Annotated in this window: 28 protein-coding genes; 8 read left to right on the top strand and 20 right to left on the bottom strand. The window is 54.9% G+C overall.

All coding sequences use genetic code 11. The features are described from left to right. Positions 1-17: 17 nt before the first annotated feature. From O9H85_RS05520 to O9H85_RS05495, 6 genes are all read right to left on the bottom strand, one after another. Positions 18-1184, bottom strand: coding sequence for an NAD(P)/FAD-dependent oxidoreductase (locus tag O9H85_RS05520; RefSeq protein ID WP_269880527.1), 1167 nt, complete (start codon positions 1182-1184; stop codon positions 18-20). A 35-nt stretch (positions 1185-1219) separates the two neighbouring features. Continuing rightward, positions 1220-1930 carry a methyltransferase domain-containing protein gene (locus tag O9H85_RS05515; protein WP_269880286.1) on the bottom strand — a complete coding sequence of 237 codons (711 nt, stop codon included), beginning with the start codon at positions 1928-1930 and terminating at the stop codon, positions 1220-1222. After that, the gene (locus O9H85_RS05510; RefSeq protein ID WP_269880285.1) at positions 1923-3095 is read right to left on the bottom strand and encodes a type III polyketide synthase; all 1173 of its coding nucleotides are present in this window, start codon (positions 3093-3095) and stop codon (positions 1923-1925) included. Before O9H85_RS05510 ends, O9H85_RS05515 begins: the two co-directional genes overlap by 8 nt. Before the next feature lie 186 nt (positions 3096-3281). Then, a complete protein-coding gene (locus O9H85_RS05505; RefSeq protein ID WP_269880547.1) occupies positions 3282-3620 on the bottom strand; it encodes a hypothetical protein in 339 nt (112 codons plus the stop codon). Beyond that, positions 3617-3805 (bottom strand): hypothetical protein, encoded by a 189-nt coding sequence (locus O9H85_RS05500; protein WP_269880284.1) that lies wholly within the window; start codon positions 3803-3805, stop codon positions 3617-3619. The genes O9H85_RS05505 and O9H85_RS05500 overlap by 4 nt, the downstream gene beginning before the upstream one ends. Positions 3806-3879: 74 nt before the next feature. Next, on the bottom strand, positions 3880-4482 hold the full coding sequence (locus O9H85_RS05495) for a TetR/AcrR family transcriptional regulator (protein WP_269880283.1): 603 nt from the start codon (positions 4480-4482) through the stop codon (positions 3880-3882). Positions 4483-4688: 206 nt separating this feature from the next. Here O9H85_RS05495 and O9H85_RS05490 point away from each other — a divergent pair, with 206 nt between their 5' ends. Both O9H85_RS05490 and O9H85_RS05485 read left to right on the top strand, forming a co-directional pair. Next, the gene (locus tag O9H85_RS05490) at positions 4689-5444 is read left to right on the top strand and encodes a glucose 1-dehydrogenase (RefSeq protein WP_269880282.1); all 756 of its coding nucleotides are present in this window, start codon (positions 4689-4691) and stop codon (positions 5442-5444) included. Positions 5445-5591: 147 nt separating this feature from the next. Further along, a complete protein-coding gene (locus tag O9H85_RS05485) occupies positions 5592-5789 on the top strand; it encodes a hypothetical protein (protein ID WP_269880281.1) in 198 nt (65 codons plus the stop codon). On the opposite strand, the gene O9H85_RS05480 is transcribed toward O9H85_RS05485, so the two are convergent. Further along, the gene (locus O9H85_RS05480) at positions 5790-7235 is read right to left on the bottom strand and encodes an amidase family protein (RefSeq protein WP_269880280.1); all 1446 of its coding nucleotides are present in this window, start codon (positions 7233-7235) and stop codon (positions 5790-5792) included. A 125-nt stretch (positions 7236-7360) separates the two neighbouring features. Here O9H85_RS05480 and O9H85_RS05475 point away from each other — a divergent pair, with 125 nt between their 5' ends. After that, the gene (locus O9H85_RS05475; RefSeq protein ID WP_269880279.1) at positions 7361-7564 is read left to right on the top strand and encodes a hypothetical protein; all 204 of its coding nucleotides are present in this window, start codon (positions 7361-7363) and stop codon (positions 7562-7564) included. Between the two features lie 105 nt (positions 7565-7669). Next, complete coding sequence (locus O9H85_RS05470) at positions 7670-8356, top strand: class I SAM-dependent methyltransferase (protein ID WP_269880278.1); 687 nt, start codon at positions 7670-7672, stop codon at positions 8354-8356. A 68-nt stretch (positions 8357-8424) separates the two neighbouring features. Here the strand turns inward: O9H85_RS05470 and O9H85_RS05465 are convergent, their stop codons facing one another. From O9H85_RS05465 to coaD, 4 genes are all read right to left on the bottom strand, one after another. Next, positions 8425-8676 carry a VOC family protein gene (locus tag O9H85_RS05465; protein ID WP_269880277.1) on the bottom strand — a complete coding sequence of 84 codons (252 nt, stop codon included), beginning with the start codon at positions 8674-8676 and terminating at the stop codon, positions 8425-8427. A gap of 16 nt (positions 8677-8692) precedes the next feature. After that, complete coding sequence (locus O9H85_RS05460; protein WP_269880276.1) at positions 8693-9505, bottom strand: nucleotidyltransferase domain-containing protein; 813 nt, start codon at positions 9503-9505, stop codon at positions 8693-8695. A 125-nt stretch (positions 9506-9630) separates the two neighbouring features. After that, entirely contained in the window at positions 9631-10998 is a 1368-nt protein-coding gene (locus tag O9H85_RS05455; RefSeq protein ID WP_269880275.1) for a multi antimicrobial extrusion protein MatE, read from the bottom strand. Positions 10999-11093: 95 nt separating this feature from the next. Then, positions 11094-11579 (bottom strand): pantetheine-phosphate adenylyltransferase, encoded by a 486-nt coding sequence (gene coaD, locus O9H85_RS05450; protein WP_269880526.1) that lies wholly within the window; start codon positions 11577-11579, stop codon positions 11094-11096. A 99-nt stretch (positions 11580-11678) separates the two neighbouring features. Between coaD and O9H85_RS05445 the strand changes: the two genes are divergently transcribed. Next, the gene (locus O9H85_RS05445; RefSeq protein ID WP_269880274.1) at positions 11679-12131 is read left to right on the top strand and encodes a DUF441 domain-containing protein; all 453 of its coding nucleotides are present in this window, start codon (positions 11679-11681) and stop codon (positions 12129-12131) included. Positions 12132-12182: 51 nt separating this feature from the next. On the opposite strand, the gene O9H85_RS05440 is transcribed toward O9H85_RS05445, so the two are convergent. From O9H85_RS05440 to O9H85_RS05400, 9 genes are read right to left on the bottom strand one after another with little or no spacing between them, the layout of a single operon-like run. After that, positions 12183-13100: a hypothetical protein gene (locus tag O9H85_RS05440; RefSeq protein ID WP_269880273.1), complete on the bottom strand. Its 918-nt coding sequence runs from the start codon at positions 13098-13100 to the stop codon at positions 12183-12185. After that, positions 13101-13832 carry a glycerophosphodiester phosphodiesterase gene (locus tag O9H85_RS05435; protein ID WP_269880272.1) on the bottom strand — a complete coding sequence of 244 codons (732 nt, stop codon included), beginning with the start codon at positions 13830-13832 and terminating at the stop codon, positions 13101-13103. 14 nt (positions 13833-13846) lie between these two features. After that, positions 13847-14839 carry a CehA/McbA family metallohydrolase gene (locus tag O9H85_RS05430; RefSeq protein ID WP_269880271.1) on the bottom strand — a complete coding sequence of 331 codons (993 nt, stop codon included), beginning with the start codon at positions 14837-14839 and terminating at the stop codon, positions 13847-13849. Between the two features lie 5 nt (positions 14840-14844). Beyond that, entirely contained in the window at positions 14845-15309 is a 465-nt protein-coding gene (locus tag O9H85_RS05425; RefSeq protein ID WP_269880270.1) for a hypothetical protein, read from the bottom strand. Next, the gene (locus tag O9H85_RS05420) at positions 15306-16151 is read right to left on the bottom strand and encodes an ABC transporter permease (protein ID WP_269880269.1); all 846 of its coding nucleotides are present in this window, start codon (positions 16149-16151) and stop codon (positions 15306-15308) included. Before O9H85_RS05420 ends, O9H85_RS05425 begins: the two co-directional genes overlap by 4 nt. Beyond that, on the bottom strand, positions 16148-17323 hold the full coding sequence (locus O9H85_RS05415; protein WP_269880268.1) for an extracellular solute-binding protein: 1176 nt from the start codon (positions 17321-17323) through the stop codon (positions 16148-16150). The genes O9H85_RS05420 and O9H85_RS05415 overlap by 4 nt, the downstream gene beginning before the upstream one ends. A 25-nt stretch (positions 17324-17348) precedes the next feature. Next, positions 17349-18380 (bottom strand): ABC transporter ATP-binding protein, encoded by a 1032-nt coding sequence (locus O9H85_RS05410; RefSeq protein ID WP_269880267.1) that lies wholly within the window; start codon positions 18378-18380, stop codon positions 17349-17351. A gap of 37 nt (positions 18381-18417) precedes the next feature. Next, complete coding sequence (locus tag O9H85_RS05405) at positions 18418-19242, bottom strand: ABC transporter permease (protein ID WP_269880266.1); 825 nt, start codon at positions 19240-19242, stop codon at positions 18418-18420. A gap of 20 nt (positions 19243-19262) precedes the next feature. Continuing rightward, a complete protein-coding gene (locus tag O9H85_RS05400) occupies positions 19263-20279 on the bottom strand; it encodes a LacI family DNA-binding transcriptional regulator (protein ID WP_269880265.1) in 1017 nt (338 codons plus the stop codon). A 226-nt stretch (positions 20280-20505) separates the two neighbouring features. Here O9H85_RS05400 and nikA point away from each other — a divergent pair, with 226 nt between their 5' ends. The 3 genes from nikA to nikC are packed head-to-tail and all read left to right on the top strand — an operon-like array spanning position 20506 to position 23928. Continuing rightward, positions 20506-22125: a nickel ABC transporter substrate-binding protein gene (gene nikA / locus O9H85_RS05395; RefSeq protein WP_409348107.1), complete on the top strand. Its 1620-nt coding sequence runs from the start codon at positions 20506-20508 to the stop codon at positions 22123-22125. Positions 22126-22144: 19 nt separating this feature from the next. Next, positions 22145-23089 (top strand): nickel ABC transporter permease subunit NikB, encoded by a 945-nt coding sequence (gene nikB / locus O9H85_RS05390; RefSeq protein ID WP_269880263.1) that lies wholly within the window; start codon positions 22145-22147, stop codon positions 23087-23089. Further along, complete coding sequence (nikC, locus tag O9H85_RS05385; protein WP_269880262.1) at positions 23086-23928, top strand: nickel ABC transporter permease subunit NikC; 843 nt, start codon at positions 23086-23088, stop codon at positions 23926-23928. The genes nikB and nikC overlap by 4 nt, the downstream gene beginning before the upstream one ends. Position 23929 lies beyond the last annotated feature (1 nt).

Here is a 23929-nt window from a genome sequence, read left to right as displayed (position 1 = left end):
AATTTGCGGCCCGTTTCCTAGAGGCGCGTCGCCCGAACGATCGCCGCGGGCAAGGAAGGGATCAACCGGGACAGGCCTGCCAGCATCCCGGGCAGAACGGGAAGACCGGATACCTTGTGGATCAGGCGGCCGACGCGCAGCGGTCCGCTGAACTCCGTCGACAGCGCACGGCTATACGCGTCTCTCCACTGCTCGAGCGTGAGCTCGCCCCGCAGGTAAGCATCCGCCCAAGCCGAGCATAGGCTCGCCGATCGCAGTGCCATGGACATCCCGTCTCCGCAGAGCGGAGGCATCATGACGGCCGCGTCTCCGATGCAAGGCACGGTGTCCCAGGCTAGCGGACGGCTGTGCAGCCGGACGGGGGCAACGGCAGCCTGCGTGCCCGGAACGGGTACCGCTCGCTCCAGCAAATCTCGCAGTCTCGGGTTACGCCGGCCGGCCGCGCGGATCCAGCCCAGCACCGACGACTCTTTGTCCCGGAACGCATCCTGCTTCAGCAAGGCGGCCACGTTGACCCGTCCGTCTTCAATGGGGGATATGCCCATATAACCGCCGGGGAAGAAGAATAATTCTACGGCCGAGATCCCCTCTATACCCTCGTAATGCGTTTTTACGCCGATATACGCTTCATTGGGCGGACGCGGCTCCTTAGCGCCCGTACCTCTGCGTCCTCCCCATGCGGCAATGACGGCCCGTGCCCTAATGGCTTGTCCCGGGAAGCCGCCGCCTTTAGCCGCAAGGCGGTAGCCCCCGTCCTCTGCGCATACGGTCGTAACCGTTACGCCCTGGAGCAGCTCCACACCCGCCTCAATCGCCGCAAGCTGCAGCGACCGGTCCAGCGCATAGCGGCTGACCCCCCAGGCACCGCCGGGGAGCGCAGCTTCAACCGGCCGGCCGCGGCTTAACCAAAGACGCGCCCGGTCGATTTCCGCCGGGCGCAGCGACTGTACGGTGTCAATAAGGCCGAACGCCTCCAGCATCCCCCGCGATTCGGGAGACAGGAACTCTCCGCACACTTTATGCCGGGGAAACCGGCGGCCGTCGATCAGGACGACGTCCCATCCCCGGTCCGCGAGCGCTTTGGCGGCACTGCTGCCCGCTACGCCGGCGCCGATCACAGCCGCATCCCGTACTCGACTTGTGATTCCCGGTTCCATCAGCTCAATCTGCTCAATCTGCTCCATTTGCTCCACTTACTTCACCCGCCCCCGTCATGCTCTCACCCCCGCTTGGGGATGATTACGGCATAGCGGAAAAGCGGCATCCAACGATATTCAAGCTCCCCCTCTCCGAGTCCGTCCCGCAGCGCCTCCCAATCGTCGGACCGGAAGCCCTTGGCTACGGAGAGCGGACCGTCATGGCGGATATAGCGGTTGCGCGACATAAGCCGGGTCGTGATCCAAACCGCCGCCCACGGAACCGCGTGGCGATGAATATCGTTGATGACGGTACCCCACCGGGAAGCCCGCACCATGTGCCGAACCGCTCCTTCCAGCCGCTTGTCCGCAAAATGGTGAAGAAACTGAGTTCCCGTCACTACCTCCGCGCATTCCTCCGGGAGCTCGTACAAGTCGCCTCGCCTTACCCGTACCCGGGAATCTCCCCGATAATAAGCTCTTGCCTCTTCGCAGGCTTCTTCCGTAACGTCCACCAATGTAAGGCTTAATTCAATCCCGTTCGCCTCCGCCCAGCGCAGCAGCCGGCGGTTGACGTCTCCGGAACCGCAGCCGATATCCAGAACGGAGAATCTCCTCGGTCTGTTCGCCCGATGCCACAGCCGCTGCACCCCGTAGAGTGTAGGAACGGCCGCCCGGTAAATCCGGTTCAAGCGCCGCAAATGCTGCAGCGCCTCCCGCAGTTCGGCTCCTCCCGCGGATAGGTCGTCCATCAGCTCCGGCGGTTCGGCCCGATCGCGCAGCAGGCTAAACATGCGCTTTCTCCAGAGCGCCGGCTTCCGTCAAGGAGCCTGCAGGGCAATAAGTCAGCCGGATCATTTCCGCCGTCACCCCTGGTCCGAAGGCGAGCGCAACCCCGCTCCGGCTTTCGGAGCCCTGAGCCGAGGCCTCCTGCTCCCGCCGAATGGCATCCAGCACGAATAGGAGCGTCGCGGAGGACATATTCCCATAATCACGGAGCGTGCTTCGGCTCGGCCGGGTTTGCTCCTCCGACAGCCGGAACAGCTCCTGCAGAGTATCAATAATCCCCCGCCCTCCCGGGTGGATGGCCCACAGCTCGGGAAGCACGCCGTCCCGAAGCAGCAAGCTAAGCTCTTGCGGAAGGAAGCGGCCCAGAAGCTTCGGAATGTTCGGGGACAAATACAGATCGAACCCGGTATTGCCGACCTCCCACACCATCTCGTCCGCCGAATCGGGGAGCAGCGCCGTATGCTCTTCGCCAAGCTCGAACAGCCGCCGGTGCCTTGTCTCAGGGAGTCCGATGACGCAGGCCGAGGCTCCGTCGCCGAAGAAGGAAGCGCCGAACAATGCCTCCCTTGTGCCGGAGGGTTGGATATGGAGCGTGCAGAGCTCCACACAAACGACAAGCACTTTGATCCCCGGCAGGTCAGATACGAGTTGTTTGGAAAGGCACACTGCTCTCAATCCGGCAGCACAACCCAAGAATTGGAGCGGGATCCGCTGGAGATGGGGCGATAGTCCAAGCCGGACGGTCAGAGCGGCATCCAGACCGGGCAGAAACTGTCCGGTGCAGCTCACCGTAATCAGATGCGTAATCTCCGACGGCTGCGTATGGCTGTCTTCAAGCGCCCGCACCGCCGCTTCGAAGGCCAAAGGAATCGAAGCCTGCTTGTACTTCTCCATCCGCTCCCTCGTAGCCGGCACGCCATCCTTCGGCCCTGTCGGAAAATACCTGCACTGCTCTGCAGGCTCGAGCAAATCCGCCTCGCACGTGTAACGGGTGTCCACGCCGCATTGCTTGAAGATGCGTTTGGCCCAGCGCATCGAATCAAGATTGTCCCGCAGCGCGTCGCTTAAGCGTCCGGATACCTCGTGCTGATCCAACCGATAAGCCGGAACCGCCGTGCCAATCCCCAGAATGGCCGCAGCCCGTTTGCGCTCTACTGGTTCATTGTCCATCCCCCAGCCTCCTCTCCAGCGTACAAGCTGCTTCTCCATACCTATTCCGACAACAGGCGCAATATGCCCCCGCTTCTGCACTGCCGGACATCTGTTACCGTGAAAATAGGAAAAACCGTCCGGGTGCCCGAACGGTTAGATTATTGACAAGGAATTATATTCCAAGGATTCCATGAGCTCTGTTATTCACAATGGTCTCGGAAGTTCATTACACCTTGCCACTCTGCGGCTGACACTACGATACTTAGCGGCCGACACTCCGCTAGTGAATCCAGGTTCCTTAGTAACGAACCTGGATTCACTAAAGCCTGGTGGTCGGCCGTGTTTCGGGCTGTAATGAACCTCCGTTCGGTAGTAGCGGACCTTGGGGTGCGTCGTAATGCCGGTTATGCCTGCGCCGACAATGTCCACATCCGCATGAATGTTCCGTGTCAGTCTCGGAAAGGAAGGAAGGCTGGTCGAAGCCAGCCAGTACGATTCGGGATAGACCGGCAGCGCCGGCGGATGAACGGACGGCGCGGTCATGGAGAATCCTTCTCTTCCTCCGTTTCCGGCCGGATCACGGCGCACGTTCCGGGGTAACCGTCGTTCTTCATCGTTTCGTCCAGATGCCGGCGCATTTCGTCGTCCCCCGGCAGATCCGCTGTCAGCTTGACCGCAGGGGCCCTGAATTCGACATGTCCTTGTCCATGCTGCTTCTTTTCCGTCAATGATCTCACTCCGTTTCGCTATTCGCTTCCTCCTTATTATTCCTAGAAACGAAAGGAATAACCGCTGCGAAAGACTAGGCTTGACCAAAAGGATTCGTCTCATAAGGTCCGACCGTCGCCATCCGCATCAATTGGCCGGCCATATATTTGGGCGTGTAGGGCATATCGTTCTCCAGCCACCACGTAATTACCCCCAGGAAAGCTGCAGCAGTGTACCGCAGTACGATTTCCCTAGATACAGCGAGTAGGCTCTCCTCGAGCATAAAGATCAGCCCACGGCCGACAAAAGCGGTCACCACTTCCGTCAGCTTGCGTGACAGCAAGGGCAGACTTTTTTCCGTAAGCAGCACTCGGTAAAATACCCCGTTCGCCGCAATTTGCTCGAACAAACGAATGAACGTCGGATGGGGCTCATCGGTCCGAGCCTGGTTGTCGAAGGTCTCAAGCAGCGATGCCTCGAGCGCCTCCGTCATCTCTTCGACGCTTTTCTCGAGCAGATCCAGCTTATCCCGATAATGCAGGTAAAACGTCGCGCGGTTCACCGCCGCCCGCTCGGCGATATCCTGTACGGTAATCTTCTCGTAATCCCGTTCATGAATCAATTGAATCAGCGCATCTCTGAGCCATTGACGCGTGCGCGCCACCCGCGGGTCGGGCTTTGAGTCTTTATTCGACATGCGGCTCCCCCTTGTCTAAGATATCGGACTTCCGCATCAAACGATAGGAGGTTTGTCGCATATGCGGCAATTCCTCCGAAGCTGATGTTTGTAAGGAAACGGCGTCCTCGATATAATATTAAACGACATCATGATGTTTAAACAATAACTTGTCGATTTTACAGACGATTTTAAATAAAACTGACGATTAAGGGAGGATGATCATCATGGGACGTTTACGTTTGGATGGCAAAGTCGTGATTATTACCGGGGCCGCTATGGGGCAGGGCGCAGCGGAAGCTCGGCTGTTCGCTGAAGAGGGCGCGAGAGTAGTCGCTACCGATCTTCAGGCAGGACCGCTGGAGGCGCTTGTAGCGGAGATAAAGCAGGCCGGCGGTGAAGCGATCGCCGTGCATCACAATGTCACCTCCGAGGACGATTGGAAGCTTGTCGTCGACAAGGCCGTCGAATCGTTCGGCAAGGTCGATGTGTTAGTCAACAATGCAGGCGTCAGCACGGATGCCGGGCTCAGCCAATTCACGCTCGAGGAGTGGAACAAGGTGTTGAACATTAACTTGACCGGCTGCGTGCTCGGAATGAAATATGTACTTCCGGAGATGAAGAAGGCCGGCGGCGGCTCCATTATTAACATTTCCTCCATCGCTGGGATCGTTGCGCTGAATTACACGAACGGCTATACCGCGTCCAAAGGAGCGCTCCGCGCCCTGTCCAAAGCCGCGGCCGTCGAGCTGGCCAAAGACAGCATTCGGGTCAACTCCGTACATCCCGGCATCATTGAGACGCCGATGATTCAGCAGGCTCTGGACGCGGGAGCACGCCAAATGTTCGAAGCCGGCACGCCGTTGCCCCGTCTCGGCAAACCGGAGGATATCGCTTACGGCGTCATGTACCTCGCTTCGGACGAGTCTTCCTTCGTCACCGGTACCGAGCTGATCATCGACGGAGGCTGGACCGCCCGCTAATTTACGCTTCACCATTGGAAAAAAGGCAAACTAACTTTCGTAACGTTCAAAAAGCCGCTGCCTGAGAATTTCGTCCGGGCGGCGGCTTTTACATACGCAAGCACTTCCAGAAAATGGTATAATGCTTTTATAGGGAGGCTGATGCAGATGCTGAAAAAATGTCTAATTCTATCGGGACTCTTCTTGCTCCTGATTATCATGTGGATCGTCGCAGGTGCCTGGCTCTCCTCCGAATTCGGCAGCGCCGGCCTGGGCGGTTCACTGTTGATCGGCTTCGTTACCGTGCCGCTGGTTCTTCGGTTCGCCGTCATGAAGCTGTTCCACTCCCGCGAGGGTTCCGCCTAGTCAATCCCAGGCGGGAGTTTTCCTGCGCGGACGAAGCTGCTCGAAGGCGTACGCAAGCTTGATCAGCACCGGCTCCGCGAACGCCGTGCCCGTGAACATGACGCCGAACGGCTTGCCGCTGCTTAAATAACCGGCCGGCAAGGCGATGGAAGGATAGCCGGCTTTAGCGGCAATGGCGTCGCCGTTTCCTCTGGGAAACAACAGCGCATCCAGCCTGTGCCGCTTGAGCACGGCGTCGATGCCCTCCTCCCGCGAAAGCCGGAGGTCCTTCAGCCGGTCCAGAATATACCTCGGCTCCGTCAGCGTTCCGGTGGTTTCCTCCGCCCACTCCAGCTTGACTTGACCGTATTTCAGAGCTTGCTCCGTATGAGCTTCGTTAAACGCAATCAGCTCCCGCAGCGACCGAACGGGAAGCTCCGGAGGCAGCTTGCTTAAGTAAGCGTTCAAATCGGCTTTGAACTCATGGCGGAATACCTCGGACCGGTAATTCAGCTCCTCGGCCGTCGCAATGTCCGCCGGATCGACGAGCTCTGCGCCGGCATCCGCTATTTCCCGCAGCAGGCCCTCGAACCGCTCCCGCTCTTCATCTCGGAGTGTTTGGTGATAAACACGGCGCGGAATGCCGATCCGAGCTCCTTTCAGGCCGTCTTTGTCCAAATAAACGCGGTAATCATGAACTTCTCGGCCCGCCGAAGCTCCGGTAGACGCATCCTCCCTGTCCTTGCCGCACAGAATGCCGAGCAGCAGAGCCGCATCGGCGACCGTTCGGGCAAGCGGTCCTGCGGTATCCTGGCTGTGAGCGAGCGGAACGATCCCGCTCCGGCTGATCAGTCCGAGGGTCGGCTTAATCCCTACGACGGAATTGTTAATCGCAGGACTCAGAATGGAGCCGGACGTCTCGGTGCCAACGGAGGCGGCGGCAAATCCAGCGGCGACCGCCGCTCCGCTCCCCGTGCTGGAGCCTCCTGCGGGGAATTCCGCCCCATAAGGATTCAGCACCTGCCCGCCGCGGGAGCTGTACCCTCCCGGCATGCCGTCGGTCATATAATTCGCCCATTCCGTCATATTCGTCTTGCCCAGAAGGATGGCTCCGGCCTCCCGAAGACGCTTCACGAGGAACGCATCCTCTCGTGCATAATGACCCGCCAGCGCAATCGATCCGGCACTCGTATGCATCCGGTCCGCCGTTTGAATATTGTCCTTCAGCAGCACCGGAATCCCGTGAAACGGCCCCCATACGTTCCCTTGACGCCGCTCAGCATCGGCGGCTTCCGCCAGATGCAGTGCATCCGGGTTCAGCTCCAGCACCGAGTTGATGCAGGGCCCCTGACGGTCGTACTGAGCAATCCGTTCCATATACTGCTGAACCAGCTCCAAAGACGAGCTGCTTCCTTCTTCCATGGCCTGCTGCAATTCTTCGATCGTCGCTTCGTAAAAAGGTTTCAATAAGATCACCTCTCTTCATTGTGAACAACATGCGGCCGGCTTGTTCATCATTCAGTTTCCGTTCATGCCGTGTTCATCTTATTTTAATATGCGCATAGTAGAATGGAAGCAAGGAGTGATAAAATATGATTTTTATTAACTTCAACGAATGGCTGGACGAATATAACGACTACATGAGACTTTATCGGATGTTCGGCGACGAGGAATATTTCATCGAAGCGCAAGAGGTGCTGGACAGCTTAAGAGTCGCGGTCAACCGCATGCAGGTTTCAATAAAAATCCGTTCCGGCATCAACCAAGACACGCTTCGCAAGCTGAAGATGCTGTGAAATGGGTTAGAACGTACCTATCGATTTGCCGCTTGACCTTCACGTTACGTCAGAGCTTATGGTAGATCAGGAAAGCGAGACGATCACGCAGGAGGAATCATTCATATGCCGAATCACGATCAAATTTATGAGCACGGAGTCTTGAATTATCATTTGATGATCTCGAAGCAGCCGGAGCTTGTCCCTTTCATCGAAGAAATCAAGAATATAAGAGGTCTTGATATCGTTGACCTGGGAGCGGGCACCGGACGGCTTACCGTCCCTCTGGCCCCCTACGCCCGTTCGATTATAGCCCTCGATGCGTCGGAAGCAATGCTGAAAGTGGCCGCGGCAAGGCTCGCAGAGGCAGGTTTATCGAATTGGACGACCGCTGCAGCCGACCACCGCAGCCTGCCATTGGAAGACCGGAGCGCGGACCTGGCCGTCGCCGGCTGGACGATCTGCTATTTGGCGAGCAGCAATACACCGGACTGGCGGCAGAATCTCCGGCAAATGATCGTGGAGATGAAACGGATTCTTCGCCCGAACGGAACGCTCGTTTTATTCGAGACGCTGGGTACCGGGGTGGAGAAGCCGAAGCCCCCCTCTTTCTTAACCGCATATTATGCCGCTTTAACGGAGGATTACGGATTCTCCCATCGGGCGATCCGGACGGATTATGAATTCGACTCTCCCCGGCAAGCCGAGGAGCTGACCCGCTTCTTCTTCGGAGACGAGCTGGCCGATCGGGTAGCGGCCGGAAAAGCTTCACGCGTGCCGGAGTGCGCCGGCATTTGGTGGCTTCACGTCTAACGGCACGGAGAGTGCAGACGATACCTATGCCTCTCCCTCTCCCTCTGCTACTCTGAACCGATGACCATTCAAATCCCGGAACGGGCGTAAATGGCATCCGCATTCTCGACAAACCAGTAAGAATGCGCCCGGTAAGTCTCAAACCGCTCCTGCTGATCCAAATGGATTTCCAGCTCTCCGCAGCGTACGGCGGCATAACCGTCACCCTCCCAGATCCAAGCCTTCTCAAATCCGAGCTTATCACGGTAGTAAGCGACGGTTTCTTTCACATCCCGGACGGGGAGAACGGGAATCTGACAACGGATGTACGAAGCCGGCATGTGCGGCACCTCCAGGTTAATGATGATATTCTCCATTACTTTCCTGATGAAGATAACGAAGCAGCTCCACCAGCTCACGAAGCCGCTCAGGCCCGGCGGAATCCTGCCGTACAGGCTCCCTACGTTTGATGGCTATGGCCTCGGAGATCAGTCCGTGCCATCGGCCCGGCAGCCGCTCAAGGCCGTACTCGCCTGCGCCGATTTTACTCGTCACATCATGCTCTCTCAAGGTATACCATTGTCTCAGCATCCCGAGAACACACCACTCTACCGCCTCATTCACGGCTTCAGGGGCCGGATTGTGCTCCGAGTTTACAAGCTGCTGTTCGAGCCGCCCGATCCAGCCCGCCCAATAGGTGTTCATATTGTACAGCGTATATTCAGTCAGCTCTTCGGCCGTGGCCGAATAAGTCATCGGCGTATTGGAACCGTATACGCAAATTCCGTGACGGCGGAGAATCCACCAGGTAACGGGGTTCAGATCCGCCCCGGTTCCGTCAAGATGCAGCCGGTTGCTGAAGTAGGTCGGGAACGGACGCATGGTGTGTGCCGGTTTCCCCAGATCTTCACGGCGAATATATGCTCCCATAATGTCAGTCCCGGGCATCGTCTGTTCTAGCTCGTGATGCGCGGCGGCTATAGCCCGATACTCGGAATCGGTGATGCGGCGGCGAAGGACGGCAATAAAATCAATGTCGCTGGACCCCTCGATATAGGCCCCCAGCGCAACCGAACCGTAGACGTAAACGGAATCCAGATTATCCGGCAAGACGGATTGCAGCCCTGCGCACAGACGGCTCATGGTCTGCTCAACCTTGTCCGGCAGCATGAGCGCACCTCCCTTTCTACTTGTAGTTCTCCGCAGCAATCCCACTTCATCGTGTCACGCCCCGCATGTGCCTATACCCGCTCCTCACATCGTATGCAAGCGGGGGAACGGCACAACCGGACGGTTCACAGAGAGTGTCCGGCGGATCTCTTCTTGCTGCATGAGCCGGACGAACGGAGAAAACCGTTTTTCCCGAACCCGCTTATCCTGAACACAGCGAACCCTGCCATCGTTAGCTCGGCCGCAGCGCCAAGCGATTGCGCCAGAGCGCCGATCTGCGCGTTCCAATCCGGTATCAAGGCAATGCAGCAGCTTAAGGTGACGAGGACGGTAACGACATTGCTCAATTGAGACCAGACAAATACCCTGGTCTCGTTCTTCAGCATCAACCAGCCGTTTAAGCTGTCCAGCACAGGAAAGATAAACGTCAAGAGCATAAAAACCCGCATGGCCGATAAGCATTCCATCATCAGCCGGTCGTTCAAACTCATCATGCGGGTCAAGAACCAAGGCCCGAAGGGCGTATAAACGAAGAAGGCGATCAATAGGCCGGGGATGGGGGCCAGCATAAGAATAAACCGCTTCACCTTCCGTGCGTCCTTATAGTAAAAATTCAATACGATCTGATGTATGTAAGAGAAGAAGCTTTGCACGAGCTCCGTCAATCCGGCCGCAATCGCGAAAGAGGCGACCGCCAGCTGAACTCCGCTCGTATTGGCCAGGAACGCATTGATCGAAGGCTCGGTAACAACAGCCAGGAAGGAAGAATAGAGCATCGGCTTATAAAATGCAAAGATTTGTTCGGGCTTCTCCATCGGATGACTAGGCAGCTTCTCAGGGAGCGCACGGAGCAAAAGCTTACGGCCTTCCCGCCAGCTAACCCCCGCTTCGATCATCATGCCGAATAGAAAGATGAAAGCGCCTACCATTCCGCTGGTCACCTGATCCGAATATATAAAATAAAGCGATAGAAGGTACATCCCGAAGAGCCGGATGCCCATGCCGATCGTGAGCCATTTGGTCTGCATATGAGAGATGAGGATGCCGTGAAAGACGCAGCGGATGCCGGAGAAAACCGTTACCAGCATCAAAACCCTGTACACGTGCAGCATCGGATGTACCATCTCCGCCCCCGCCCCGAACCACCCTGTAAAGACGGCCGGGCCGAGCGGCGAGTATCCGATGAGCATATCCATCAGGAAGATGGTGCCAAGCACATAAAAAGTAAGCCGGGCCATCGCCCGGAACGACGTTTGATCCCGCACGAGAACCGAGCATGTCTGCCGTAGCAGCAGCGCCGGCCGTTCCGTAACGGCCATAATGCTCATCGGCAGCGCATAAGTGGCAATAAGCCATTCCGGGTTGGCCGACCGGGCGAGCGTACTGTTAATGATGACGTGAGAAATGCTCACGAGGCTTGCGGAGAACCCGAGCGGGATAAAAAAGGCGAGCATCCGCCTGAAGGTAAGTTGATCCGAATCGGTAGTGGACATCACGCCGCCGCCTTTCCTTCCCGCTCTGCAGGGTATACATTGTACATCCGGTGAACAAAGTATATCACAACGCACAAGTAGAAAGCTTTGCATTTCTAGACTTGGCTGAATTTCGAACGGAGCGCTTCGAGCACCGGCTGTGGCACCAGGCCGCTGACATTGCCTCCCAGTCTCGCCGCACCCTTGACCACGCTGGAGCTTAAGAAGGAATACTCCTTGCTCGTCATCATGAGCACCGTTTCGATCTCGGGATCCAAGTGAAGGTTCGTATTGGCCAGCTGCAATTCGTACTCATAATCCGACACGGCACGCAAGCCGCGCAATATGAAGGAGGCGCCCCGCTGCCTGGCGTAGCTCACGGTAAGTCCGGTAAACGAGATGACGGAGGCATTCGGAATGTGCGAGATGGATTTACCGATCAGAACCATGCGTTCCTCCAAGGTGAACAGCGGATTTTTCTCCGCGTTCACGAGAACGGCTACGATAAGATGGTCGAATAATTTGACGCCGCGCTCGATAATGTCCATATGACCGTTGGTTAGCGGATCGAAAGAACCCGGGTAGATCGCAATTTTCTCCATCATGCTTCACCTGCTCCTTTTTTTTGACATCGGGAATGGAAAGCCGCTCCTTTTTATATTACCATTGAATCTAAAGAAACCAAAAGAAGGAGGGTTCCTATGCCCCAGATCGATCTGCCTTCCGTTATTCTGCTCATTTTCGCGGCGCTTGGCATTATCAGCAACAACAGCTCCATCACGATTGCCGTCGTTTTTCTTCTGCTGCTCCGGGTAACTCATCTTCACCAGGCGTTCCCGTGGATCGAGAAATATGGACTTACGATTGGCATCATTATTTTGACGATCGGCATCCTGGCGCCGCTGGCCAGCGGCAAAATCACGCTGCAGGCCGTATACGAATCGGTACTGCACTGGAAATCGCTGCTCGCCATACTTATCGGCATCGGCGTAGCCTATTTGGGCGGACGCGGCGCCATGCTCATGACAAATCAACCGACCGTCGTTACCGGACTCGTGCTCGGGACGATTCTGGGCGTCGCTTTCTTGAGAGGCGTTCCCGTAGGGCCGCTGATTGCCGCAGGCATTTTATCATTATTTCTCGGGAAATCATAAACAACGGCAAAAAGGAGAACCCGGGATGTTCCCGGAATTCTCCCTTTTATGCTATTCCCGAAGCAGGGCCTGAAACCGTTCGGGCCATTCCATTTTCGGGTGAAAATTGTAAAGCAGCCCGCGGGTGAAAAGCGTCGCATTGACCCAAAGCGATTTGAAGAGCAGCGGCTTGCGCTCCAGGTAAGCTAAGGGATCTACCGGGACGGAGAAGTCGGTGTACTCTTCAAACGATCCATCGAAGCCTTTCGGCCAGTGCCGTTTAAGCGGATGGTCCGGAACCCGGCCCCCTGCTTTCACATGCTCATATGTCATCTTCATCCAGTCCAGGCCGGAAATGTCCTTGAGCGGGATCGTCAGCTCCTCCCATCCTTTCAGAAGCGAGCCGTGCTTCCCCCATTCAATTCTCACGATCGGCCTTCCGCCGTTCTCGCGTGCTTCCTCTACAGCGTCCTGCGATTCGATAACGTAGCTGTGGAAGAAAGTCAGCACTTTCGTGACCGTTCCTTCCGCGGGGTCGTACTCCACCCAAATCTCCTCATGGTCGCACGGCTCATAATCGTCGGGAAAATCGTAATCGTCCTCCCAGAACAAATGATATCCGATCAGCGGGCGGAATGGATGGTGGACGGCCACCACGTCCTTCAAGGGAAAGATTTCCTTCGAAGTGGTCAGCAGCACCGGGCAAAATCGGCGTATGTGCTCAAGTTCCGACTCTCTAAGCTCATGCGGCGGAACCAGCTCCAATACCTGCTTATACAGCTCGCCGGCGCGGCGCAAATTACCGTCCAGGTGATAATATTCCGCCTCCCAGGCGGTAAATTCCGACCGTTCCGGGCTTACTCCGCGAAGCAGCTCGAGCACAGGAATGACAGCTTGGTAGAAGCTGCTGCCCGCCTTGATATCTCCGCTCTGCAGGCGGTCCAGGAGGGCAAGGCTCGCTCTTCTCCATTCATCGGCATAAATTCTCAATCATGGCGTCAAACCGCTTTCCGTCGCGCTTTTTAACCGGATTAAAGGGAGAACGTTTCTCGCCGTAATAGAGGCCGCGCCCAGCTCCACGAACCGCTTCATCACGGCTTCGTCATCCACGGTCCATACGTAAACCGGCAGCCCCTCGGCGGCGGCATAATCCATAAGCTCCCGGCGCACCAGCTGGAAATTGATGTTAATACCGAAGCATGCTGCGGATTTCGCGTCATGACACGTTTGCGCCATGGCCGCCCCGTATTCCTTGGACAGAAACAGGTCGGCATCCACATTGAGCAGCTTCCGAAGCTCCGGATGCGTCCGCTGTACCTTCATCGCCCGCTCCTTCTGGCAGCCCGATAAGAAGACGTTCCCCAGTAAATCGTGCTTCTTCACCAATGCAGCTACCGGCTCGATGCTTTCATCGACCTTCAGATCCAAATTGGCCGTTTTTCCCGACGCTTTGATGAGGAGCAGCATCTCCTCCAATGTACAAAGAGGCTGCAGCTCGCGGATTTCCGCCAAGGTCATTTGTGAAACGCGGCATTCCCGGCCATCCGGCGCCGTCCATTCATCGTCGTGGGCCAGAACCGGAGTGCCATCCCGGGTCACCCGCACGTCCTCTTCGACCACATCCGCTCCAAGCCGGATCGCAGTCTCGATCGAATGAAGCGTATGAGCTGTCGTATCCATACATCCGCTGTGAGCAGTAATTATCGGAAAACGCACTCCCATGGTAAGCATCTCCTTTATTCGTCAAAATAGACGGCATTTGTAAAAGCGATCAGCACGCGTACGCCGCGTACGATTCCCCAAAGCTCCGCACGGGTCCAGCGAAGCCCCGCGCCGTTAACGTCCATCAAGATCTCCTTATCGTTTCCCGATACGGATCGTTCTCCCAGAACTCCGGTGTTCCCCAGGATGCGGAGGGAATAATTTTGCTCGGGGTGCTCCCATTTCCCGGCTCTCGCCGAAAAGTCCAGCGATACCTTCATCCTGTATTCCGCCACATCAGCCGCGCAAGGAACCGCGCTTCCAATCCCGTACGAAGCGCCGCCCGATTCAACCTCCATAATCAATAACGGACCTATGGTGACGGACACCCTGCCGGAAGCGAGCGCTTGAAACGCTCTGTCGGCAACCGGGGCGTCTCCTTCCTCCAGACCGAGATAGGTTACCGATACCGGTTCATCCGTCCCCTCCTGGACATGCCAGTCGCGTCCCGAGGTAGCCGCAATCCGGAAGCCTTCGTTCAGCTTATCCGTCCATAACCGGTAGGCGCGGTGGTTGTCGCTCTTGATGGGCGGGAACGTCCCCGACCATACCTCGATATAATCGGGCGCATTCCAGTCCTTGATCTGAAACTCCCAGAAGCAGCCCGTACAGATGGGGCTTCCGATGCGGAATGGGTGCGCCAATCCGGCCAGGCCCCCTTGCGCATGCACCCGCTCTATGCCTGCATCGATATCGCCGGGGCCGGCCGGCCGCCAATCCACGAACGTCTTGACCCCGATCGTCACCATATGCCCGTAAAATGTCGTCCATTCCATGCCGGGCAGGATGGCAACGCCGGTTGCAAGCTCGACCGCCTCTTTGTCCTGCAGCCCGGTCATCGTATTATGATCGGTCAAGGCGATACAATCGAAGCCGAGCGCTTTTGCCCCGGAGGCTAGCTCAAGCAGCGTCTGCCTGCCGTCGCTGTGAAACGTATGGGTGTGTAATTCGCAAGCAATCCACTGCATTCCCGTCACTCCTCCTCCTGCCATATTTCCAGCGAATAATTGCAGATGTCCGTAACAATGGCATGCAGACTAAGCGTGACTTCCCACATGCCCGCGGGAATCTCTCCCTTGACGAGACCGGGAGAAGCGTCCTCCGCGGATAGAAACAGCAGCTGCTCGGGATCGTGGCGATGGCCGGCGCCGCGGTGATTGTCGGGATCGTCGACGGAAACGGTGATCAAGTTTTTGAGCGGCAGATATGATTCCCATTTCGCTTGAACGAGCGGAATCCTGCTTGGTTCGGTATATTTCTCAATGCTATCATAGATCAGGCTTTTCGCCAGCTCCATGTCGTCCAAATTTTTCGGCCCGTAAACGAACCGGATCCACAGCTTTCCACCCGGCTCGCCGAGATGAAACTTATACGAGATATGACTTCGGGAGCAAACCGCCGTAACTTGCCCCTGTACATCGAGCAATGTGCGTTTCATGAGGACCTCACGCTCTCTTCCTTGATCATGGTGCGAATGTAGAAGTAGCCCATGACCGAGCAGAGAAGGAATGTAAAGAAGGCGGTGGCGGCGGCAAGCGGCTTATTCTGGAAGACGCCGAAGATTTGCTCCATCGATACGCCCAGCATTTGCGGCGCATTGGCGCCGAGCAGGAAGGGAGCCGTAAAAGAGCCGATGACCCCCATGAAAACAAACGTGGCCGCAACGAGCAAGGTTTTGTAGGTCAGAGGCAGCACGAACCGGAAGAAGATGCTCCATCCCCTTGCGCCTACATCCTTCGCGCTTTCGATGACCGAGTTCGGCACCGCGGTTAACGCAGAGCCGAGCAGCATCGTCGTAAACGGAATATTAAACCAGAGATTGGCGATAATAATCCCTTTCATGTCGAAAATGATCCGCGGCATCGATTCCACATGAACCAAAGCGAGGAACCGGGATACCCATCCGCGGTTGCCCAGCATCTGAATCAAGCCGTACGTGGCGATAACGGAAGGTATAAAGATCGGAATCATATACATTTTGCGGATCCAGCGGACCGCAAATCCGTTATTGAACCTCATATATACGGCGAGCGCGTAGCTGACGATCAGCACGAGAACGACGGAAATGATCGTAACCTCGAGCGTAAAGATGATGTTGGAGCGCATCAGCTTATCGGTAAACAAGTACATGTAATTGGACAAGTCATAGCCGCCGGACTTGTTCGTTAAGCTTTCCTTGAAGGAAGTTAGGATCGGAATGACTACGATGACGAACAGCACCAAAAAAGAGGGGAGTACCAGAAGTAACCCCAGTATCCCCATTTTTACCTGCTTACTCATTGGGCAGCAACTTCACTTTGCCAGCGCTGGGACATATCTTTGTCCAGGTCGCCGATATTGAACGAACGGAAGCCTTCCGACGCGCCTTTGAACGAGTCTTGAATGTCCTTCGGCATATTCGAGAGCTGGATGCCCGGGAAGCCTTGCATTTTGGTAACGACAACCGTTTGCGCTTCCGGAGAAAGCACGAAGTTCAGGAATTTGTTAACGGCATCTTTCTTCTCCGACAGCTTCGGCACCATCAAGTAAGTCGGGCCGCCGTTGAAGCCTGGCGTCAGCTGCTTCATCTTCGTCGATTTCGGAAGCTGTCCCTTGGCGAGCTGATCCAGAACCATATCCGACCAGGCCGGGATCATGTCCACTTCGCCGCTGGCCAGAAGATCGAGCGTGCCTTGGTTTTTCTTCGGATAAATGCCTTTGCCGTATACATATTTACCAAGGTCCTTCAGCAGCGCAAAGCCCGGATCCCACTGCTTCTCGATAGCCGGATCGGAATTGTGAATCGCCTCTTCCGGCAAGTTCTTGTACAGCGCCGTCATAACGAAGGAGTTCCCGGAGCCGCCGGTGGAAGGATCGTTATAAGCGAACTTTTGCGGGTGCTTGCGGATCCAATCGTACAGCTCGTCCAGCGTATTCGGAACGTCTTTTACTTTATCGCTGTTATAGGCCAGGATAACGGCGGAGGAGCGGTAAGGAACCGCCAGGTTGGAAATGTCCTTTAACGTTTTTTGGTCCACTTTGGCCAAATTTTGAATTTTATCGGCGCTTAAGCTTTCCCACAGGTCGTCCTTTTGGCCTTTCGTAACGTTAGATAATCCGTCCTCGTACAAGTCGATGTCGCCGGACCCTTTGCCTGCCTGCTTGGCCGCAAGAATGCGGTCATAGGTCGGTTGGGCTCCCGTACCGGAAGGAATGTACACAGGCTTGACCTTGACGTCAGGCGTTTGTTTCTCGAACATCGGAATCAGCGCGTCCCACAGATCCTTTACGTTCTGCGAGCCGGTGTAATAAAAGGTGAATTCAACGGGCTTGGCGGCGGATGCATCCTTTGCTGGACTGGAAGCCGAGTTAGCGGAGCTTGCGCCTTTATCGGCGCTGCCGCAGCCGGACAGGATCGTGGAAGCCAAAGCGGCGACAGACAGAAGCGTTACAGCCGTTTTCTTGCGAAGCATGAATAAATTCCTCCTAAGAATGGGTTTAGACTGCCGGATATGCCAATGTTTTTGCAAAGCTCACTTTCACCTGTTGACCGGGCCATAGGTCCTTGACCTGATCGCGCGGTTGAAACGATCGAATCGTACCGTGCTCCGGGACATCGACGGACACTTCCGCATAATGCCCGAGTACCATGACGTGCTTGATCGTGCCTTGGAGCCCGCCCCCTTCTTCCTCCTGCAGAACGACATCCTCCGGTCGGATGGCCAGACTCACGCTCCCCGAAAGCTTCTTCGGATTAGGGAATGCGAGCTGATCTATCGTCACCCGACCTTCCGCCACCACCCCCTTCAAAAAGTTCATTTTACCGATAAATTGCGCGGCGAAGTGCGTCTTCGGCTCATCGTATATTTCTTGCGGGGAAGCGACCTGCTCGATATGGCCCTGATTCATAACGACGATCCGGTCGGATATCGACAGCGCCTCTTCCTGGTCGTGTGTAACGAAGACCATGGTCAAACCGGTATTCGCCTGAATCTCCCGCAGCTCTTCCCTCATTTCGTGACGCAGTTTGGCGTCCAGCGCCGAGAACGGCTCGTCCAGCAGCATAACGGCCGGCTTCAATAACAGCGACCGGGCCACCGCGATCCGCTGCTGCTGCCCGCCGGACAGCTCGCTCGGAAATTTCCGCTCCGCTCCCGATAAACGGACGAGCTGGAGCACCTCCGCAACGGCTTGATCGATTTCGGCTTTTTTCTTTTTGCGGATTTTTAAGCCGAAGGCCAAATTTTCATAAACCGACATATGCGGCCACAGGTTATAGCCTTGGAAGACCATCGAGGTCGGACGCTTTTCCGGAGGGGCCTTCAGAACGCTTCGGCCCTCGATAAGAATATCTCCCGAATCCGGCTCCAGGAAGCCGCCGATGCTGCGAAGCACCGTCGTTTTGCCGCAGCCGGACGGTCCGAGCAGGGTGACCAGCTCGCCTTTGCGGACCTCCAGCGAGATGTCCGTCACGCCGTCACCCGTCTTATAGCGTTTCGTCAAGTTCTGAATCGACAATTGAGTGTTCATAAGGCCTCCTTATTGAATGGCTTGCTGAAGCTGTGAGTTATTTCAGCTGGAATCCGCTGGACATGATATCCGCACTGACAAAACGCTGCGCAGCCAGCAGCAGAATGACGGTAGGCGCCGTTAAGATGATCGAGAAGACGGCGCCCGCGTAAGCGGGATAATCGCTGATGATCGAGTACATGACGACCGGCATCGTTTTATAGTTGGGAATGCCGACCAGGAAGGTGCCCTGTGCTTCGTCGAGCGAATTCAGGAAAGTAAAGATCGAAGCGACCAGAATCCCCGGCATCGCCATCGGCAGCGTAATGCTGCGGAACACGCGGAAGGGACTTGCGCCTACATCCCTCGCCGATTCTTCTTGAGCCGTATGCACGTTGCGGAAGGCGGCTGTCGGAATCCAAGTCATGAACATAAGGACATTGATGATATGAATCAGCACAACGCCAAGCAGCGTATTCATTAGCCCAAGCTTGTAAAACAGCACCGCGATCGAGACATAAAGCCCCATCTTCGGAAAAGCGTGCGTCAGCAGAAACGAGAACAGGAAGAATCGGCTCAGCGGAAATCGGATCCGGGCAAAGGCATAAGCCGCCGGGATACACAGCACGATAGAAAGTGCGGTGACGATCGAGGCGATAATAAAGGATAAGCCGATCGATTTAGCAATGTCCTGCTGCTGGAAAACAAACTTCCACCATTTTAACGACCATTCATGGGGGATGATATCCGGATAACTCCATTTGCCTGTGAAAGCCAGTATCGCCAAGTTCAGCAGCGGTCCCAGGAAGAAGACGACAAACACGACAAGCAGAATAAATTCGATCACTTTCCGAGGACCTAACGCCTTCAAATACCAACGCATGTGATCTTTACGCTCCCTTTCTAGGAATGAATTTCAGTGGATTGCCTGACGATCAATTGCGGCTCATACTCGACGTTTCTTTCCGTCACCGGTTCCTGCTGGATAAGCTTGTCCAGCAGTATGAACGCTTGACGGCCCATCTCCTCCATGTTTACCCCGATCGTCGTTAACGCCGGCGAGAACATGGCCCCGTAATCGACGCCGTCAAAGCCCATCACGGCGGCTTGTTCCGGGATGCGGACGCCCCGGTCCAGCAAGCATTTCATGGCCCCCAGCGCGATCATGTCGTTGGTGGCGAAGATCGCCGTGTAGCCCCCTTGCCGGAAATGCTCCCACTCCCGCTCCATCGTCCTGAAGCCTTCATCGAAGGTCGACGTGGACGGATAAGCAATGGAGGAAGGGTTAAGCGCTATATCCAGCAGTGTTAAGCCTTGCCGAAACCCTTTCAACCTTAAGGAATGGCTGCGGTGCGTCTGCGGACCGGCGAGCACGAAGATGCGCCGGTGTCCCAGCCCTGTTAAATATTCGGCCGCCTTCCGTCCCCCTTCATCGTCGCGATTGACGATATGAATCACGTCGTCCACATCGGTCGAGCCGTTAACCATCAGGTACGGAACCTGGAAGTTATTGATATAATCGATTACGTTTTGCTGGAGACGGCTGATCAGGATAAGACCGTCGACCCTTTTCTCGAACATGAAATCGGCGGAACGCAGCGACATCTCATGGTCCGTCGTAACGAAGACCGAATAATTCATGCTGCTCGCGGCCGTCAAGATCGAATCGAGAATTTTACCGTAAAAAGGATGGGAAGCGATCGGATGCTCCCTCCGGTAGATCAGCACGCCGACATTGTACGTCCTGTTCGATACCATGGCTCTGGCGACGGCATTCGGCTTATATTGCAGCTCCTCGATAATTTGAAGCACTTTCTCCCGCACTTCCGGGCTCGTATACCCTTTGCCCGATATCACCCGGGATACCGTCGACTTGGATACGCCGGCACGGAGCGCAATTTCTTTAATCGTATGAACCATGCTTTCTTTAACCCCATTTCCAGAGTGTGGGACCGTTCCCACATCTCTAATTTAACGTTTCTGTGTTATTCGGGTGTTAACTGAATCTAAATAAAATGTAAAGGTCGCGTTGAGGAGATCCATCAAGTTCCATGCCAGGATTGACAAGGAGGAAATGCTCATGCAATAATCAAACGAGAGTGATAATCATTATCATACATAGAGGTCGAGAGGGGAAAATATGGTTATGTTTGCTTCAAAAAGTAAATCTGTGCTCCTTATGCTGCTTATACTAACCACTGCACTTTTAGGCTGCTCCAAATCGAATTCTGTACAGAACTCCGAAGCCGGAGCGGCGCAAGCTGAAAAAACGATCACGGTATCATGGCCAAGAGATATCGGTACGATGAACCCCCATGTTTACAATCCTTCGCAATTAATTGCGCAATCGATGATTTACGAACCGCTGGTCAGCTATAAAGAGGGAGGCAAACTTGAGCCTCATCTGGCGGAATCGTGGGATATATCGAAAGACGGGAAAGAGTACACCTTCAAGCTCCGTAAAAATGTTAAGTTTTCAGATGGAACGCCCTTTAACGCCGCTATCGTAAAGAAGAACTTCGATGCGGTGATGAAAAACTTTAAAAATCATAGCTGGCTCGGCTTTATTAATGTGCTCGACAAGACGGAAGCTGTGGACGAGAATACATTTAAATTGACGCTGAAGGCGCCCTACTATCCGACCATACAGGAGCTGTCCGTCGTCCGTCCGGTGCGCTTTCTTGGCGAAGCCGGATTTCCGGATGACGGGGATACCTCCAAGGGCGTGAAGAAGGCGGTCGGCACCGGACCGTGGATGCTGTCGGATTATAAGAAAGACGAATATGCGGAATTTACCCGTAATCCGAATTATTGGGGCGATAAACCGAAAGCTGGTAAAATCGTCATCAAAGTTATTCCTGACGGAGAAACACGTGTGCTTGCCTTTGAGAAAAAGGAGCTCGACCTGATCTATGGAGAAGGCGTTATCAGTTTGGATGCCTTCAAGCAGTTAAAAGCCTCCGGCAAATATGAAACGAGCCTTTCTGAGCCTATCGCAACAAGAGAGATCGTTATGAATACCACCAAGGATATTCTTTCCGATTTGCGAGTGCGTCTAGCCCTTCAACACGGCTTTAACAAGCAGGCGATGGTGGATGGGATTACGGCCGGCTTGGAGGAGAAAGCAGACAACATTTTACCTAAAAACCTTCCGTACACCAATATGGACGTTAAGCCGCTCGAATACAATGTGGACAAAGCGAAAGCTTATTTGGAAGAAGCGGGCTGGAAGCTGCCTGCCGGGAAAACCGTTCGCGAGAAAGACGGAAAACCGCTTGAGCTGGAATTGCTGTATGAAAAGTCGGATCAAGTTCAAAAGCCGATGGCGGAGACGCTGCAAGCCGAATGGGGAGCCATCGGCGTCAAGCTGAACATTAAAAGTCTGGAGATCACCGAACAAGTGAAACGCTTGAAGTCAGCGGATTTTGATTTGTACTTCTGGAGCAGCTACGGATCGCCGTACGATCCGCATTCTTTCATTAATATTGCAGCCGAGAAGGGCTTCGGCATCTCGGAATCGCTCTCGAGCCTGCCAATGAAAAAAGACCTGGATCAGCAAATAAAGCAAGCTTTTGTCTCAACCGATGAGAGCAAGCGCCAACAGCTGTACAATTCTATTTTGAAGACGCTGCAGGAGCAGGCATCCTTTTTACCGATCTCTTATATTAAGAAAACGGCAGTTTGTCAAAAAGGCGTGAAGGGCTTCGTATTCCCGGCCAATCGGGATGACAATCCGTTCTTCGGGCTCGACATCGTGAAAAAGTAAACGGCAGGGAGGTTATGATTTGCGAAGCTATATCGGGAAAAGGCTCCTTGCCGTCATTCCCATTTTTCTCTTTGCCACCCTTCTTTCTTTCGTGCTGATCCATCTGTCGCCTGTCGATCCGGCTGAAGTATATCTGACTGTAGCCCATATTCACCCGACGGAAGAGCTTCTGGCCCAGGTAAGACATGAATTCGGCCTGGATCAGCCGCTGCTTGTCCAATATATTCAATCTCTTATTAAGATGTGCCGGCTTGATTTCGGCACATCTTATGTTACAAAGGAGCCGGTTTGGCAGGAGGTCGCGCATCGGATGCCCGCAACGCTCCAGCTTGCCTTCAGCAGCATTTGTCTGGCCGTGCTGATCAGCGTGCCCATCGGATTTTTATCGGCAATTTATAAAAACAGCGTGATCGACCATTTCAGCCGGCTGCTTGCTTTTTTTGGCGCTTCCATCCCGCAGTTTTGGCTTGGGTACTTATTGGTTTATTTCTTGTCCGTCAAGCTGGATTTGTTTCCTGTGCAAGGAAAAGGGACATGGGCGCATCTGGTTCTGCCTTCGTTCACGCTGGCTTTGGGGCTGATTGCTATCTATACCCGCCTGCTGCGTACCAGTATGCTGGAGCAAATGCAGGAGTCATACGTGTTATATGCCAGAACCAGAGGCATTAAAGAGAAGGTCATCATGGGCAAGCATGTGCTGAAAATCGCAATTTCTCCGATGATTACGGGTCTAGGTATGAACATAGGCAAATTGCTTTCCGGTACGATTATTGTAGAGGTCGTCTTTTCTTGGCCCGGATTCGGCCGTTATTTTGTTGACGCGATTCTAAACAGAGATATACCGGTCATTCAATGCTACGTGCTGCTCGCCGCTTGTATATTTATCGTGTGCAACCTGATCGTGGATCTTCTACAAATGGCGATGGACCCGCGAATTTCCCGGAAAGGAAGAACCAGCCTATGATCGCGAGTATACGAACAGGCCTTAGGAGTCAGAAGACTGCTCAAGTATGCTTGGGTCTATTGCTTGTTCTCTTTATCCTTACCATTCTGGCCCCATGGATCTCTCCGCACGATCCGATACAAGTGAATTTGGCGCTCAAGCTGAAACCGCCTTCGATCGACTATCCCTTAGGTACGGACCATTTGGGCCGCTGCATTCTGTCTCGTCTATTGTATGGCGCCCGGGTTTCGTTAGGCTTTGCGTCCTTGATCTTCATCTCTTCTTTAGGAATCGGGTTGTTCGTCGGAGCGATTGCCGGCTATAAAGGCGGACTGGTCGATTTTGTGCTGATGCGGTTCTGCGAAGGGGTGATGTCGTTTCCGAATCTAGTGCTCATTCTCGGGCTGGTCGGAATTTTTGGGACTGGACTGGCGCAGGTTGTTTTGGCGATGATGCTGGTGCAGTGGGTGTACTACGCCCGGATGTTCCGAGGCATGGTTCTCAGCTTGAAGGAACGGAATTTCATCACCGCAGCCAGAATCAGCGGCTCCTCCCAATGGAAGATTATTACGCAGCACATCATTCCGAACGTGCTTCCCCCCATTGTCGTTATGGGAACATTGGAAATGGGCTGGGCGATCATGGATATCTCCGCTCTCTCCTTCCTGGGGCTCGGCATTCAGCCGCCTGCGCCGGAGTGGGGGGCGATGATTCACGAAGGAAAATCGTTCATACGCAGCAATCCGGAATTAATGCTGTACCCGGGCATCATGATTCTTCTCGTCGTCGTTTCGTTCAATTTGCTGGGCGAAGCTCTATCGGACCGGTTTGGCGTTAAACGACGTTTTGAAAAGGAATGAG

The organism is Paenibacillus gyeongsangnamensis (assembly GCF_027533625.1).
In the GTDB taxonomy this organism is placed as follows: Bacteria; Bacillota; Bacilli; order Paenibacillales; family NBRC-103111; genus Paenibacillus_G; species Paenibacillus_G gyeongsangnamensis.
This window is presented reverse-complemented; position numbering and strand designations above follow the sequence as displayed.